Source organism: Qipengyuania polymorpha, assembly GCF_019711435.1.
Lineage (GTDB): Bacteria > Pseudomonadota > Alphaproteobacteria > Sphingomonadales > Sphingomonadaceae > Qipengyuania > Qipengyuania polymorpha.
The window spans coordinates 266,073-281,358 of record NZ_JAIGNK010000003.1 but is presented as its reverse complement, the minus strand read 5'-3'; the positions used below and the strand labels follow the sequence as shown (position 1 = coordinate 281,358).

The window sequence follows — 15,286 nt, the reverse complement described above, 5'->3', positions numbered from 1 at the left end:
CTTGCGCCTTCGCCGCGCCGGTGCAACAAGCGCCTCCACGAACATTCGCAAACGAGAGGTTGCCCCCCAATGCTTCGCACCACACTCGTTGCAGCGTCCGCGCTCTTGCTGGCCGCTTGCAACAACACCGCCGAAACCGACGGCACGGCCTCGACCGGCCTCGACATTCCCGATGTCGCCAGCGGCGATATCTCCGAAGAGACGATGAAGTCGGTCACCGAGCGGCTGTCCTCCGACGAATTCGAAGGCCGGATGCCCGGCACCAAGGGCGAGGAACTGACCGTTGCCCTTCTTACCGAACGCTTCGAGGCCGCCGGTCTCGAGCCGGGCAACAATGGCAGCTGGACCCAGCGCGTGCCGCTGGTCGAGATTACGGGCAGGGATTTCGCCCCGCTCACCATTTCTGGCGGCGACGAGGACATGAGTTTCGCCTATGCCAGCGACTGGGTCGGCGTGACCTATCGCGAAGATGCGAAGACCAGCCTCGAGGACAGCGAGCTCGTGTTCGTCGGTTACGGGATCAACGCGCCCGAGCGGGAATGGAACGATTACGAAGGCGTGGACATGACCGGCAAGACCGCCGTCATCCTCGTGAACGATGCCGATTTCGGTACGTCCGGACTCGAAGGCCCGTTTGGCGGCAAGGCGATGACCTATTACGGCCGCTGGACCTACAAGTACGAAGAGGCCGCGCGGCAAGGTGCTGCAGGCGCTCTCATCATCCACGACACCGAGCCCGCTTCCTATGGCTGGAACGTCGTCGAAAGCAGCTGGTCGGGCCCGCAGGCCTATGCCCAGCGAGGTCCGGACGCAGCGCCGCTCACGGTGATGAACGGCTGGGTCCAGAACGAAGTCGGCAAGCAGATCATCGAGGCTGCGGGCCAAGACTTCTCCCAGCTCACGCGGGCTGCAAAGAAGCGCGGGTTCAAGCCCGTTCCGCTCGGCCTGACGGCATCGACGAGCTTCTCGAACGACATCCGCACCTTCGAATCGCAGAACGTAATCGGCGTGTTGCGCGGCACCGAGGCGGCGGATGAGTATGTCATCCACACGGCGCATTGGGATCACCTCGGCCGCTGCACGCCCGCCGACGATGGGGACGACATCTGCAACGGCGCGGTGGACAACGCCACCGGCACCGCCGCGCTTGTCGCGCTCGCCGAGGCGCATGCCAAGGCCGGCCCCACGCGCCGCAGCCAGGTTTTCCTCGCCGTGACGGCAGAGGAATCGGGCCTGCTCGGCGCGGATTACTATGCGGCGAACCCGGTCTTCCCGCTCAGCCAGACGGTCGGCGGCATCAATATGGACGCCTTCCTGATTGCGGGCCCGAGCAAGGACGTGACCGTGGTCGGTCCGGGCAAGTCCGAGCTCGACCAGTTCCTCGACGCAGCGCTGAAGGCCGATGGCCGTGTGCCGACGCCGAACCCGAACCCCGAAGCAGGCTATTACTACCGCTCGGACCACTTCGCCTTCGCCAAGCGCGGCGTGCCGATGCTCTATGTCGACGGCGGTGAAGACCTTGTCGAAGGCGGCACCGAAGCAGGCGCCGCAGTCGCGCTCGACTACCGCGAAAACCGCTATCACGGGCCGAAGGACGAATACGATCCGAACTGGGACTGGTCGGGCGTGATGGCCGACTTGCAGCTCTTCTACCGCCTCGGCCGCATGCTGGGCATGAGCACGAGCTGGCCCAACTGGAACGAGGGCGACGAGTTCAAGGGAACGCGTGACGAGACCTGCGCCGGGGAAGGCGCGGCTTGCGGCGCGACCTGATCCTCGCGCCAATCGCATAAGAAAAGGGCCGCTTCACCAGTTGGATGAAGCGGCCCTTTTTATAAGGCTTGGGGTAAATTATCGTTCTTATTTCGCAAGCAGCCTCTCGGCCATGCTCCGAACTTCTGCGCCCATGTCCTCGCGTTCGAGCGCGAGCGCAAGGGTGGCTTCGACGAAACCGGTCTTGCTTCCACAGTCGTAGCGATTGCCCTGGAAGGTCACCGCGTGGAATGCCTGGTTGCCGATCATGCGCGCCATGGCGTCGGTCAGCTGGATTTCGCCGCCCGCGCCCTTGCCCTGGTTTTCCAGCGTCCGCATGACTTCGGGCTGGAGGATGTAGCGGCCCGAGATGATCTTGTTCGACGGCGCTTCGGCGACCGGCGGCTTCTCGACCAGCCCGGTGACTTCGGTGAGCGTATCCGAGACCTGCGCGCCCGGCGCGATGACGCCGTAGCTCGAGACCTCGTCTTCGGGCACTTCGAGCACCGAGATAAGGTTTCCGCCGACCTCGTTATAGGCTTCGACCATCTGCTTCATGCAGCCGGTGCCGCCTTTGTTGGCGACCATCAGTTCGTCGGGCAGCAGGATGGCGAAAGGCTCGTCGCCGACAATGGCGCGCGCGCACCAGATGGCGTGGCCGAGGCCCATGGGGACTTGCTGGCGCACGGTGATGATGTCGCCCGGCGTGGCGCGGGTCGGGTCGAGCACGCTCATGTCCTTGCCGCGCTCTTCCATCGTGGTCTCGAGCTCGAAGGCCATGTCGAAATGTTCGACGATGGCGGTCTTGCCGCGGCCGGTGACGAAAATGATCTGTTCGATTCCCGCCTCGCGCGCCTCGTCCACCGCATATTGGATGAGCGGACGGTCGACGATGGGGAGCAGCTCCTTCGGGATCGCCTTGGTGGCGGGAAGGAAGCGGGTGCCGAGCCCGGCGACGGGAAAAACGGCTTTTTTGATAGGTTTGTGCTGGCTCATGGCGGGGTGGGTTAGGACCGGGGGGGGAACAGGTCAATCGCTTGGCGGTTGAGGCAGGCAATGGAGGGGGATGATGACAGGCGCATGACGCTTGCCACAGCCCCCGCGAAGACTAAGAGCAGGGGCCCATGGACAAACTCATCGTACGCGGCGGCAATCGCCTTTCCGGAACCATTCCCATTTCTGGCGCGAAGAATGCGGCTCTGACGCTCATTCCCTGCGCGCTGCTGACCGAAGAGGCGGTGACGCTGCGCAACCTGCCGCGCCTCGCCGATATCGATGGCTTCCAGCATTTGATGACGCAGTTCGGGGTCAGCCACACGATCCCCGGCAAGCGCCCGGAAGAGTTCGGCCGCAACGTGACGCTCGAAGCCATGCGCATCACCAGCTCGGTCGCGCCCTACGATCTCGTGCGCAAGATGCGCGCTTCCATTCTCGTGCTCGGCCCGCTGCTCGCGCGTACCGGCGAGGCAACCGTGTCGCTGCCCGGCGGCTGCGCCATCGGTAACCGTCCCATCGACCTCCACCTGAAGGCGCTCGAGGCTTTCGGCGCGCATATCGAGCTGGCGCAAGGCTATGTGAAGGCCAGCGCGCCCGACGGCGGCCTGCCCGGCGGCGAGTATGATTTCCCCGTGGTCTCGGTCGGCGCGACGGAGAATGCGGTGATGGCCGCGACGCTGTGCAACGGCACCAGCACGCTCATCAACGCTGCGCGCGAACCCGAGATCGTCGATTTGTGCAATTTGCTCGTTGCCATGGGAGCCGAGATCGAAGGCATCGGGACCTCGGAGATCACCATTCACGGTGTGAAGAAGCTCCACGGAGCGACCTATCGCGTCATGCCCGACCGGATCGAGGCCGGCTCCTATGCCTGCGCCGCTGCGATCACCGGCGGCGAAGTGCGGCTGGAGGGTGCCGATGCGCACGACATGGGTTCGACCCTGCACGCGCTGCGCAACATCGGGGTCGAGGTCGAGACAGACAAGCATGGCGTGAACATCGCGGCCAGGGGCCCGCTCAAGGCGCACAACCTCACCACCGCGCCCTTCCCCGGCCTTGCCACCGACATGCAGGCACAGCTGATGAGCCTGTTGTGCAAGGCGGAAGGGACCAGCGTCCTCAAGGAAACCATTTTCGAGAACCGCTTCATGCACGTGCCCGAACTGGCGCGTATGGGTGCGGATATCGAGACCACCGGTCGCACCGCCATCGTGCGCGGACCGGTCGAACTGACCGGCGCCGAAGTCATGGCGACCGATTTGCGCGCTTCGATGAGCCTCGTCATCGCCGGCCTCGCCGCCAAGGGCGAGACCACGGTGCGCCGTCTCTACCACCTCGACCGCGGTTACGAGCGGCTGGAAGAGAAGCTGCAGCTTGTCGGCGCGGATATCGAACGGGTCGGCGACGATTAAGGACTGCTTGAGGACCTTTCGCGAGCACCAGCCGTTGGTTGGTGTAAGTCATTTATTCGAAAGGGAAGTATCATGATCCTCAAGCTCGCAGCACTCGGTGCCCTCGGCTATGCCGGCTATCGCTATTACGAGAAGAACAAGGTCGACCAGAATGGTGTGGCCTTTGCTGGCGGCGAACCGGAAGGCAGCTTCCGCAACGCAGGCTCGGAATCGACCGCTTCGCATGACACGATGAGCTCGACCGACGAAGCGCTGGACGAAACCTATCCGGCCAGCGACGCGACAGCGAAATACTAAGCGCGCGTCAAATCACGAATTCCAAGGGGCGGGGGTAGAAATACCGCCGCCTTTTTCGTGCGGCGATTGCAGCTCGTGCGTGACCAGCCATACGCGGATGGCGCCTGCCAGCCCCGGCGGTGTCTCGCTGCGGATGCGCTCGGCATCGATCGTGGCGACGAGGGTATTCACGGCCACCCCCCGCCGCGCCGCTGCAGCCTGCAGCAGGTCCCAGAACACCGGCTCGAGACTGATCGACGTGCGGTGCCCCTCGATTCGCACCGAATATTTCACCGGAGGATGGTAAGGTGTCGTCATGGGAGACTTCTGTCATGGACGGCGCCCCGATGAAACATTAGGCAGCCGAAGCGTTGGGAAAACTCTAGCGGGAAATTCGTAGGCGAGCGTGAAGAAGACCGGTGCCAGTGATGCGAAGATGCGAGGGGCGGCCAACGATGGCGCCCCCTCGGATGCGCTGCCGCCACGTCCCGGAAGCTATACGGCAGAGGAATTGGCCGAGCTGGAGCGCCGCGACCGGCTGAGCGGGTGGCTGTTGCTGTTCTTTACCGGAGCTGCGCTCGCCACGGCCGCGCTCGCCTTCTATCTCTTCTCCGAGGACTTCGAGCAGAAGGACGAGTATGTCCGTATCGAGCGCGAAGAAACGGGCGAAATGGACGATACACCCTTCAACTGGGGGCAAGCGCCTGATGAGTCGGCCGCCGAGCCGACCGAAGGGACCACCGGTGGCGAGAGGGCGGTTGCCGGAGCGAGGCCGATGCCGCGGCCCCTGCCGGAAACTTCCGTCGCCGAGACCGAGGAAGCTGAGCCCGACACCTCGGTCTCTTCCCCTCAGCCTGCCGCACCGACCTTCGCAGGCCCTCCCGCAGGTTCGGTCGACCGCGAGACTGCACGCGCGCTGCGCAGCGGCAAGGCGCAGCTCTGGCGCGAACAGGGCCAGCGCGGGTACGTCCTTGTCAGCGGCGCCGTGACCTATGGCACGCGCGAATGCCGCCAAGTCAGCTACACGCGTTTCGAGCAGGGCCGCCAGGCCACCTCGCCCTCGGCCCAATGGTGCCGCACCACGGGCAGCACCAAGTGGCGCCCCGACCCGCGCGGGCCGGAGTAGGGCTTCTCCGGACTACGAATTTTTAGGGGTGGCGAAGATTCGGGCCGCTTCCTAGACCGTTGGTTATGGGTGAAGGCTGCGATGCACTGACGGAAAAGGAGAAGGAAACGCTCCGGCTGATGGTGCGCGGCCATGACGCGAAGAGCATGGCGAACGCGCTGTCGCTCTCGGTGCACACCATCAACGAGCGGCTGCGTGCTGCACGGCGCAAGCTGGACGTGACCAGCAGCCGCGAGGCAGCCCGCCTGCTTTTCGAAAGCGAGGCGGGATCCCACGAAAAATCTGTAGACGAAAACTTGGGGGATGCTCACGACGGTCAGGCCTCTCACAACCCTCCTATCGTAAAACGGGCCCCAAAAATGGCCCTTCTGATAGGAGCGATTATCATGTCCTTGATTGCCGCAGCACTGCTGCTTTCCACCCCCCTCGCGATTGATCAGGCAGGTTCAGCCGATACCGCAATCACCGCCCGGGATGCCGAAGTCGAAGCGGCCGCACGAGGCTGGCTCGAATTGGGTGATGCGGGGGAATGGCAGGCCGGCTTCGATGCCGCCGGTCAGGCCTTTCGCGAGGCGAATACGGTGGAGGGCTGGACCGAGGCCTCCCGGCAGGTTCGTGTGCCCCTGGGCGCAGTCGTAAGCCGTAACCTTGCCACGATCCGCTTCATGAATGCTCCGCCGAAGGGATTCCAGGAGGTCACCTTCCACACGAGGTTCGCAAACCGTGCCGATGCGGTCGAGACGGTGACGCTGGTCGAAGAAAACGGGACATGGAAAGTGGTCGGCGTCCTGATCGACTGATGGAAAGGGCGGGCAGGACGGCTAAACCTCCTGCCCGCCTCTTACCCATCAATACATGTGCTGGCCGCCGTTGATGCTCATGGTCGAGCCGGTCACGAATTCTGCGTTCTCCGAGCACAGGAAGCTCACCCCGCGCGCGATTTCGCTGGCCTTGCCGAGGCGGCCGACGGGGATCTTGGCGACGATCTTCTCGAGCACGGGCTCGGGCACGGCGGCGACCATGTCGGTGTCGATATAGCCCGGAGCGATGGCGTTCACGGTGATGCCGAAGCGCGCGCCTTCCTGCGCCAGCGCCTTGGTGAAGCCGTGTATGCCGCTCTTCGCGGCGGCATAGTTCACCTGGCCATATTGGCCCGCCTGTCCGTTGATGGAGCCGATATTGACGATGCGGCCCCAGCCGCGCTCCTTCATGCCGGCGAACACCGCCTTTGCCATGTTGAAGCAGCCGCCAAGGTTGGTGCGCATGACCGCATCCCAATCCTCGTAGCTCATCTTCAGCAGCGTGCCGTCGCGCGTGATGCCGGCATTGTTGACCACGATGTCGATGGGGCCGTGATCTTCCTCGACCTGTTTGCAGGCCGCCTGCACCGCATCGTAATCGCCGACGTCGAATTTCACGGTCGGAATGCCGGTTTCTTCGGTGAACTTCTTGGCAGCTTCGTCATTGCCGGCATAATTGGCGATGACGGTGCAGCCGCGTTCGTCGCGAAGGCGTTCGCAGATTGCGCGTCCGATACCGCGGGTTCCCCCGGTTACGATGGCAACACGTCCCATAAATCGATTCTCCCCGGCTATTCCGTAGCGTTAGGAATGTCTTAGGCGTGTCTTTGCGACAGCGTAAAGACAATCCGGCCCGGTATGCGGGCGGACAATCGTATTCTTGTCATGAAAGCTGCGCCGAAGCGCGAGGTCAGAAGCGGATCTGCGTCCCGACGTAAACGGCCTGGTCGTCCTCGATACCGTCGGTCAGCGGACCGAGGCGGTCCCGGTCCTGCTTGATGCGGACGCCTGCGGTCACATCGAGATTGCGGCTGAGGCGATAGGAACCGCCGAGGTCGACGCGCTGCGTGCCGGCGCCTTCGAGCGTGCGCGGTGCGCTGCCGGCAAGGCCATCCTGCTCGAGCGCGATGCGCGACTGGAAGCGGCTGGGCTTGCCATCGTCCTGCTTCGTGTCGAACTTCGCAAGGTCGGGCATGGTGATGTCGCTCAGGCCCTCGGCCACGGCAGCAGCCGAAACGCTGCGGGCGGGCTGGGCGAAGCTCTGGTAACCGCGAGCGATGCCGAGGTTGTAGCGAGTCGGCGCCACGGCAAGCACGCCTTCAACACCCGATTTCGATGCCAGCGATTCGAGCGGCTTGCGGCCCGACAGCGAACGCGCGGTCGCATCATCGACGCGCACGGCAAAGTTCACTGTGCGGTCACGCTTGGTGTTCGCCTTGCTGGCAGGGGTGAAGCGCAGTGCGTCTTCACCCATGATGGCGGCAACCTTTTCCGCCAGTTCGGGATCGGCCCCGGCAGGCGTGAAAGGCAGGTATTCGATCGTGGAAGTGTCAGTCAGCGCGTCGGGGGATGCAACGGCAAGGCCGGCACCGGGCACGGCGAGTGCAAGACCGGCGACAGCCAGCATGGCCGGCGAAAGCCGTCCCTTGCCCTTGCTGTCGAACTTCTTGCCCATCGAACGCCTCTCGTCTCCCTGCAACTTGCGGTGTCCGTGCCATTCTAAAGCACTGTCCGCTGAACAGTTCCCGAATGGAATCGCAGGGGGCGACTCCATCTCCACAACGAAACCTAGGCCCAGGTGGGATGTTTGGCCAGCTTTTCCACAGGGCGGGTCTCATTGCGGGAACAGGTGTTGCTTCGTGCACACAGGGCGGGAGCCGATTAAGCAGGTGTTCACGCGCAGGAAGCGTCTATGCACCTCGGCTTGGCACAGGCAGGCAACGCTTGCCCCTGCGCCCGCAGCCATTATAGAGCCGCAACATATTTATCCGAGCCAAGGACCGTTCATGACCGCTATCCGTAATTTCCGCCGTCCCGCCGCCATCGCCGTGCTTGGCGTGGCCAGCATCGGCCTTGCGGCATGTTCCAGCTCGGACAGCGCGCGTGCGGATCTCGCCGCAGCGCAGGTTTCGACCATCGGCGTGAACTCCTACCTCTGGCGCGCCAGCCTCGAAGCGGTGAGCTTTGCCCCGCTGCTGCAGGCCGACAGCAATGGCGGCGTGATCGTCACCGACTGGTATGCCAACCCGTCGAACCCCGGTGAGCGCGTGAAGATGACCGTCTCGATCCTCGACACCGACCTGCGCGCCGACGCACTGCGTGTCGCGGCCAGCCGCCAGGTCAACCAGAGCGGCGCATGGGTCGATGCCCCGGTGCAGGCGGCCACGGTGCAGAAGCTCGAAGACATCATCCTGACCAAGGCCCGCGAACTGCGCCGCCAGGCCCTCTCGAACTAAGTAAAACGGGTTCCATTCGCGCCTGAAATCCTTACAGGCAGGCGCATGAGTGATACCCGTTTCGATCCGGCGAGTGCCGACTCGCGCTGGCAGGCTGCGTGGGACGACGCGCAGACCTTCCGCGCCGACAGCAATTCAGCGAAGCCCAAGAGCTACGTGCTCGAGATGTTCCCCTATCCCAGCGGGCGCATCCATATCGGCCACGTGCGCAACTACACGATGGGCGATGTGCTGGCGCGCTACAAGAAGGCGACGGGGCACGAGGTCCTGCACCCGATGGGCTGGGACGCTTTCGGCATGCCGGCGGAAAACGCCGCGATGGAAAAGGGCGTGCACCCGGGAGGGTGGACCCGCGACAACATCGAACACATGAAGGCGCAGCTGAAGCGCCTCGGCTTTGCGCTCGACTGGAGCCGCGAACTGGCGACCTGCGAGCCCGATTACTACGGCCACGAACAGGCGCTTTTCATCGACCTCTATGAAGCCGGCCTCGTCTATCGCAAGGAAAGCGAGGTCAACTGGGACCCGGTCGACATGACCGTGCTCGCCAACGAGCAGGTGATCGACGGCAAGGGCTGGCGCTCGGGCGCAGAAGTCGAGAAGCGCAAGCTCAACCAGTGGTTCCTCAAGATTACCGATTTCGCCGAGGAACTGCTCGAAGGGCTGGGCAGCCTCGAGAACTGGCCCGACAAGGTCCGGCTGATGCAGGAAAACTGGATCGGCAAGTCGAAGGGTCTCGAATTCAGCTTCGACCTCTCGACCGGCGAGAAGCTGCCCGTCTACACAACGCGTCCCGACACGATTTTCGGCGCGAGCTTTGTCGCCGTCGCCGCCGACCATCCGGTTGCGCAAGCGCTCGATAGCGAGGAGGCGCGCGCCTTCATCGCCGAGTGCAAGAAGGGCGGCACCACCGCTGCCGAACTCGAAACCGCCGAGAAGCTCGGCTTCGACACCGGCATTACCGCCAAGCATCCGTTCACCGACGCTGACCTGCCGGTCTACATCGCGAACTTCGTGCTGATGGATTACGGCACCGGCGCCATCATGGCGGTGCCGGGCCACGACCAGCGCGACTTCGAATTCGCGACGAAATACGGCCTGCCCATCCCGCGCGTCGTCGCTCCCAGCGTCGAGGACGCAGGCAAACCTTTCGATGGCGAGGCCGAGGCGGGCGACGGTGTGATCGTCAACTCCGACTTCCTCGACGGGATGGAAGTCGAGGACGCCAAGCGCGAAATCATCCGCCGTATCGAGGAGCAGGGACGCGGGACCGGCAAGACCGTCTGGCGCCTGCGCGACTGGGGCGTTTCGCGCCAGCGTTACTGGGGCACGCCCATCCCCTTCATCCACTGCGATGCTTGCGGCGTGGTGCCTGCGCCCAAGGACAGCCTGCCCATCACGCTTCCCGAGGACGTCGACTTCCAGACCCCGGGCAACCCGCTGCTGCGCCACGCGACGTGGAAGCATGTCGATTGCCCTAAATGTGGCGGCAAGGCGGAGCGCGAGACCGACACGCTCGACACCTTCGTGGACTCGAGCTGGTATTTCCTGCGCTTTGCAAGCCAGCCTGCCGACCGCCCCTTCGACCCGGAAGAAGTCGCCAAGTGGCTCCCGGTCGAGCAGTATATCGGCGGCATCGAGCACGCGATCCTGCACCTGCTCTACGCCCGCTTCTGGACCCGCGCGCTGGCGCACATGGGCCAGATCGAGGTGAAGGAGCCCTTCGCCTCGCTGTTCACGCAGGGCATGGTCACACACGAGACCTACAGCCGCGCCGGTGACGGTAAGCCGGTCTATTTCTCGCCCGACGAGGTGGAGCGCACCGCCGATGGCGCGACGCTGACCGCCGACGGCAAGCCGGTCGAAATCGGCCGCGTCATCAAGATGTCGAAGTCGAAGAAGAACGTCGTCGACCCCGACACCATCATCGACACCTACGGCGCCGACGCAGTGCGCTGGTTCATGCTCTCCGACAGCCCGCCCGAGCGCGACCTTCCGTGGTCGGAAGCAGGCATCGAAGGCTGCAGCCGCTTCGTCCACCGCCTGTGGCGCCTGTTCTCCGCTTACGACGCCGGCGCAGAGGGTGAGGACAAGGCGCTGGACCGCAAGACGCACCAGACCGTCGCGGCCGTCGCCGAGGACATCGAGGCGCTGGGCTTCAACAAGGCCGTCGCGCGCATTTACGAACTCACCGGTGCGGTCGAGAAGGCCGCGCCTTCCGCCAGCCGCTCGGCCGCCATCCGCACGCTGGTCCAGCTTGCCGCGCCGATGATGCCGCACCTTGCCGAGGAGGCTTGGGCGGGCATGGGCATGGACGGGCTCGTCGCCGATGCTGCCTGGCCCGAGGTCGACCCGGCGTTGCTGGTCGAGGACGAGGTTACCATCGCCGTCCAGCACAAGGGCAAGCTGCGCGACACGCTCACCGCGCCCAAAGGGGCTCCGAAGGAGGACCTCGAGGCCATGGCGCTGGCATCCGAGAAGGTGCAGCGTTCGATTGACGGTGCAGAAATTCGCAAGGTCATTGTCGTGCCCGACAGATTGGTGAATATCGTCACCTGATGCGGATACTTCTCGCCCTTGCTTCCTCGCTGGCCCTTTCGGCCTGCTCGCTCTCGCCCATGTATGCGGGCGGCGGCAGCGGCGAAGTGGCGCAGGGGCTGGCGGCGGTCGATGTACCGCCCATCGAGGGCAAGGCCGGCTGGCTGGTGCGCAATGCGCTGAACGACCGGCTGGGCGCAGCGGGCGTGACCGACTTCCGCTATCGCCTCGACGTGCGCCTCGACGATAGCCTCGAAGGCCTCGCCGTGCTGGCCGACGATACGGTCAGCCGCGAACGCCGCACCTTGCGCGCGCGTTACCAGCTGGTCGATGCGAGCACGGGTGAAATCCTGCTCGACGCGACCGAGGGTACGGACGCCGGCATCGACGTCGTGTCGAGCGAATATGCCACCATCGCGGCAGAGAACACCGCGCTCGAAAACCTCAGCCGCGAAATTGCGGACCGGATCGTCACCCGCGTCGCCCTGACGCTGCGCAACCGGTGAAGCTGACCGGGCGCGACTTTGCCGCCAAGGCGCGCGATGCCGCGCAAAATTGCGGCGTGTTCTTCTTCTGCGGACAGGACGAGGCGGGCGCGAGCGCAGCGGCAAACGACATCGTCGCCATGCTGCCCGATCCGGGTGAGCGGGTCGAAATCCCGGGCGCGGAACTGCGCGCCGACCCTGCCAAGCTGGGCGACGAGGCGCGCTCCACCTCACTCTTCGGAGACAAGCGCCACATCTGGTGCCGCGTGGCGGGCGACGAAGCGCATGAGGCACTGAAGACGCTGCTCGAAACCGGCGACATGGGCGCGGGCGAGGCCTGCCCCGTGGTGGTCGTCGCAACCGGGGCCACCGACAAGTCGCGCACCGCGAAGCTGCTCGAGAAGCGTAAAGATGCGGTGGTGGCGATGTTCTATCCGCCGGATTTGCGCTCGGTAACGCAGAGCGTGCGCGCGATGGGCGATGCAGCGGGGCTGAAGCTCGATGGCGCAGTGGCCGAGAGGATTGCGCGCAACGCCAATCTCGACGTGCGTCTGGCCTCGAGCGAAGTGACCAAGCTCGCGACTTATCTCGATGCGACGCCGCAATCGCCTCGGCCTGCGAATATGGAGCATCTCGACGCCATCGGTGCGGCGAGCGAGGAGGACGGTTTCGCCAGCCTCGTCAACGCGGTGCTCGCCGGGCAGGGCGCCAAGGTCGCGACCGAGATTGCGCGGATGAAGCAAATCGGCCTCAACCCGGTCGGCACGCTGCTCGCGGTGGAGCGCCGCGCGGCGCAGCTGGCGCGGATTTCGGCGGCGCTGGGTAATCGCCGTTATCAGGATCTCGACAAGGGCGAGAAGGCGCGGCTGGGCATCTTCTGGAAGGAAGAGCGCGATATTGCCGAGCAGGTGGGGCGCTGGCGCGGGCCGAAGCTCGACCGTCTGACGATGCGGCTAACCGAACTGCACCGAGAATTGCTGCAGAACAGCCAGTCGTCGGAATTGCTGCTCGCGCAGGGGCTGACCGGAATCGCGCGCGTTGCCGGCGCGGGTCGCCGCTAGCCCTCCATCCATTTCTGCAGGCGAGCGGTGGCAAGGCCATCGCGGCGAGTCTCGCGCGAGAGCAGGCTGCGGCCCAGCGAGGCCGTGCGCCTCGCAAGCTGTCCGATGCGCTGACTGAAACTGGTCCGACCTTCGGCGCGGTCGAGGGGGTGTTGCTCGAAGCGTCCGCCCAATTTTCCCGCCGAGAGCGAGGCGATGGCGCTGACATCCTTGCGTGCGTCGAGGTCCTGCACGAGCAGCAGTTCGCTCTCGTCAAGAACATCGTCGTCGACATCCAGCGGGCTTTTTGTGCCCGCGAGGAAACCCGGCCTCCGCCACCTGTCGACCAGCGCGAAGACCAGCGCCGAGGGCCGGTCGAAGCCGTCGCCCTTCGCCCTCTCCCAATAGGCAGGCCAGTCGATGACCTTCTTCGCGCACCACAGGTCGATATCGACCAGCGCCATCGGTCCGACATTGAGCAGGTGCGAGCATGCAGCGTGGACCACGAGATGCGCCAGCATGTCCTCGGCTGCCGGAATCGCCATGCCGAGCTTCTCCGAATGCCGCGCATGACCGAGCAAATGCGCATCGTCGCTCGCGGGCATGGGTGAGCCGGGCAGCGGCGGGCGGCCCCAGACATGCGCATGCAATTCGCACATCACCCCCTCGGGCGAATGAAGCGGGGGGAGATGGGTTTCGGCCTTGGCGAACTCGGCCAGTTGCGCATCGGAGAGTTCAGGAGCCTCCCATCCCGCGCCTCGCAGCGCCTTGTATCCGCCAGACGCATTGTGGGCAGCGACGATGAGATCGATATCGCGCATCACCCGTTCGGCAGGTGCAGGCCAGACGGTCCACGCAAGCGCCGAGCCTTTGAGCGCGACCGCACCGATGCCCTCTCCGGCCAGCACTTCCATCGCTTGCAACAGGGCGCGGCGCTGGGAGAGCATGGTGATGGCGTTGGCGCGGTGCGCCTCTTGCCAGAGGGCGGCGACGTCCGCAGGCGGGGCAGTGATTTCGCCGCGAGTTAGCCTGCCATGGAGCAAAGGCCGCAGCCTGTGCTGGTCGGCGAGCGCATCAAGCTCCTGCCACTCCTGCGCCGACAGCCCTTCCGCCTCGCCCGAGCGATGTCCGCACAGCGCCAGCAGCGCTCGCCCGATACGGGCGCGGGTCATCAGTCGGGGACGGAGAAGGTGCCGGTGACGCGGCCGTCCGAATTCGTGCTGCCGCTGCCGGTCACGCCCGAAGAGCCGCTCGCGCGCCCGTCGATGCTGGAAACGCCGCTGGCAAGGTCGATGACCAGCCGTCCGCCGTTCAGCGTATCGCCGCCGCGGTTGAGCCGGACATTGCCCGCCATGGTGATGATGCGGCGGTTGAAATCATAGACTGCGGTATCGCCCCTAGCGCGCTCGTTGCCGCGCGCCACGTTCACGCCGCCAGTCGCCATGATGCGCTGGATCTTGAGGCTGCCCGCATCGGTGTAGTTCACGATGGTGCGCGCCGCATTGAGGTTGAGCCCGCCTTGCGTGATCTGCACATTGCCCGAGAGCACCACGCGGTTCTGCCGGTCCTGCAACTCGATCCGGTCGGCAGCATAGGAAACGGGCGCGTTCGAATTGTGCCCCGCAATCGCCTGCGCGGAAAGCTGGATACCGGCAAACCCGGCGCAGGTCAGCACGAAGCCGAGCGCGGCGCTTTTCGCCATGGTGGGCAGGTGGCGTTTCATCATGGCATCCTCAGCTTTCCGGGTTCCATGCGCAGACGCGCATTGCCCGAGAGTGTAATCCTGCGTTCGTCCAAGTCGGCATCGAGGCGGTTGGCGCGGAAAGTGCCCGCCGGAATGGCGCCCTCGACCCCGCCTGCGCCTTCGAGCGTCTTGTCTTTCAGGTCGAGCGACACGCCGCTCGCGCGCATCGAATAGCCGTCGGCGGCTTCCATGCGCATGGTGCCGTTCACGTCGACCACTTCTTCGTTGATGTCATACTGCCCGCCGGGCGCTTCGACGCGGGCGGGGCCTTCCTTCATCAGCAGCCGCGCGACGAGGTCGTCCATGCGCACGATGCCCTCGACGCTCGACTTTTGCACCGCCTCGCCCGCGGTGAGCGAGAAGGGCCGTCCCTGCTCGTCCTGTCCGCGATAGAGCGCGTTGTCGACACGCAGCCGCTCGGTGATGACGGCGACTTCGTTGCGGTCGAGCAGGAAGCTGATTTCGCCGCGTGGGCTGAGCGGAGTAATCACCATCAGCGCAGCGACCACGCCGACGGCCATCGGCAGCGCACGGGCGAGGAAGCGCACGAGCTTGTCATGGCTCCCGCCGGGCATGGCGAAATGCTGGCGGCGCGAGCGTAGCTGCTTCGCCTCCTGCGTTTCGATCCTGCGCCTGCTCCGGAATACCATGTCTGCCTAAC

General features: G+C 65.0%; 16 protein-coding genes. 9 read left to right on the top strand and 7 right to left on the bottom strand.

Translation table 11 applies throughout. The annotated features are described in order from the left end of the window. The first annotated feature begins 69 nt into the window (after positions 1 to 69). Positions 70 to 1,773, top strand: a complete 1,704-nt coding sequence (locus K3152_RS10135) for a M28 family metallopeptidase (RefSeq protein ID WP_221573998.1) — start codon at positions 70 to 72, stop codon at positions 1,771 to 1,773. An 87-nt stretch (positions 1,774 to 1,860) separates the two neighbouring features. Here the strand turns inward: K3152_RS10135 and galU are convergent, their stop codons facing one another. Then, positions 1,861 to 2,748, bottom strand: a complete 888-nt coding sequence (galU, locus tag K3152_RS10130; protein WP_221573997.1) for a UTP--glucose-1-phosphate uridylyltransferase GalU — start codon at positions 2,746 to 2,748, stop codon at positions 1,861 to 1,863. 128 nt (positions 2,749 to 2,876) lie between these two features. Here galU and murA point away from each other — a divergent pair, with 128 nt between their 5' ends. Then, a complete protein-coding gene (gene murA, locus K3152_RS10125; protein WP_221573996.1) occupies positions 2,877 to 4,160 on the top strand; it encodes a UDP-N-acetylglucosamine 1-carboxyvinyltransferase in 1,284 nt (427 codons plus the stop codon). A gap of 72 nt (positions 4,161 to 4,232) precedes the next feature. Next, a complete protein-coding gene (locus tag K3152_RS10120) occupies positions 4,233 to 4,457 on the top strand; it encodes a hypothetical protein (RefSeq protein ID WP_221573995.1) in 225 nt (74 codons plus the stop codon). A 12-nt stretch (positions 4,458 to 4,469) separates the two neighbouring features. On the opposite strand, the gene K3152_RS10115 is transcribed toward K3152_RS10120, so the two are convergent. Next, entirely contained in the window at positions 4,470 to 4,754 is a 285-nt protein-coding gene (locus K3152_RS10115) for a ribbon-helix-helix domain-containing protein (RefSeq protein WP_221573994.1), read from the bottom strand. A gap of 88 nt (positions 4,755 to 4,842) precedes the next feature. On the opposite strand from K3152_RS10115, the gene K3152_RS10110 reads away from it, so the two are divergent. Further along, entirely contained in the window at positions 4,843 to 5,562 is a 720-nt protein-coding gene (locus tag K3152_RS10110; protein ID WP_221573993.1) for a hypothetical protein, read from the top strand. A gap of 65 nt (positions 5,563 to 5,627) precedes the next feature. Beyond that, positions 5,628 to 6,362 carry a helix-turn-helix domain-containing protein gene (locus tag K3152_RS10105; RefSeq protein ID WP_221573992.1) on the top strand — a complete coding sequence of 245 codons (735 nt, stop codon included), beginning with the start codon at positions 5,628 to 5,630 and terminating at the stop codon, positions 6,360 to 6,362. A gap of 48 nt (positions 6,363 to 6,410) precedes the next feature. Here the strand turns inward: K3152_RS10105 and phbB are convergent, their stop codons facing one another. Continuing rightward, positions 6,411 to 7,136, bottom strand: a complete 726-nt coding sequence (phbB, locus tag K3152_RS10100; RefSeq protein ID WP_221573991.1) for an acetoacetyl-CoA reductase — start codon at positions 7,134 to 7,136, stop codon at positions 6,411 to 6,413. A 136-nt stretch (positions 7,137 to 7,272) separates the two neighbouring features. Next, positions 7,273 to 8,037 carry a hypothetical protein gene (locus tag K3152_RS10095; protein WP_221573990.1) on the bottom strand — a complete coding sequence of 255 codons (765 nt, stop codon included), beginning with the start codon at positions 8,035 to 8,037 and terminating at the stop codon, positions 7,273 to 7,275. A 331-nt stretch (positions 8,038 to 8,368) separates the two neighbouring features. On the opposite strand from K3152_RS10095, the gene K3152_RS10090 reads away from it, so the two are divergent. From K3152_RS10090 to holA, 4 genes are read left to right on the top strand one after another with little or no spacing between them, the layout of a single operon-like run. Next, a complete protein-coding gene (locus K3152_RS10090) occupies positions 8,369 to 8,818 on the top strand; it encodes a DUF3576 domain-containing protein (protein WP_221573989.1) in 450 nt (149 codons plus the stop codon). A 45-nt stretch (positions 8,819 to 8,863) separates the two neighbouring features. Further along, positions 8,864 to 11,377, top strand: coding sequence for a leucine--tRNA ligase (gene leuS / locus K3152_RS10085; RefSeq protein ID WP_221573988.1), 2,514 nt, complete (start codon positions 8,864 to 8,866; stop codon positions 11,375 to 11,377). Beyond that, positions 11,377 to 11,862 carry an LPS assembly lipoprotein LptE gene (lptE, locus tag K3152_RS10080; protein ID WP_221573987.1) on the top strand — a complete coding sequence of 162 codons (486 nt, stop codon included), beginning with the start codon at positions 11,377 to 11,379 and terminating at the stop codon, positions 11,860 to 11,862. The genes leuS and lptE overlap by 1 nt, the downstream gene beginning before the upstream one ends. Further along, positions 11,859 to 12,902, top strand: a complete 1,044-nt coding sequence (gene holA / locus K3152_RS10075) for a DNA polymerase III subunit delta (protein WP_221573986.1) — start codon at positions 11,859 to 11,861, stop codon at positions 12,900 to 12,902. Before lptE ends, holA begins: the two co-directional genes overlap by 4 nt. Here the strand turns inward: holA and K3152_RS10070 are convergent. From K3152_RS10070 to lptC, 3 genes are read right to left on the bottom strand one after another with little or no spacing between them, the layout of a single operon-like run. Then, positions 12,899 to 14,053, bottom strand: a complete 1,155-nt coding sequence (locus tag K3152_RS10070; RefSeq protein WP_221573985.1) for a nucleotidyltransferase domain-containing protein — start codon at positions 14,051 to 14,053, stop codon at positions 12,899 to 12,901. The genes holA and K3152_RS10070 overlap by 4 nt on opposite strands. Then, positions 14,053 to 14,604, bottom strand: coding sequence for an LptA/OstA family protein (locus tag K3152_RS10065; RefSeq protein WP_221574380.1), 552 nt, complete (start codon positions 14,602 to 14,604; stop codon positions 14,053 to 14,055). Before K3152_RS10065 ends, K3152_RS10070 begins: the two co-directional genes overlap by 1 nt. After that, a complete protein-coding gene (lptC, locus tag K3152_RS10060) occupies positions 14,604 to 15,275 on the bottom strand; it encodes an LPS export ABC transporter periplasmic protein LptC (protein ID WP_221573984.1) in 672 nt (223 codons plus the stop codon). Before lptC ends, K3152_RS10065 begins: the two co-directional genes overlap by 1 nt. Positions 15,276 to 15,286: the final 11 nt, after the last annotated feature.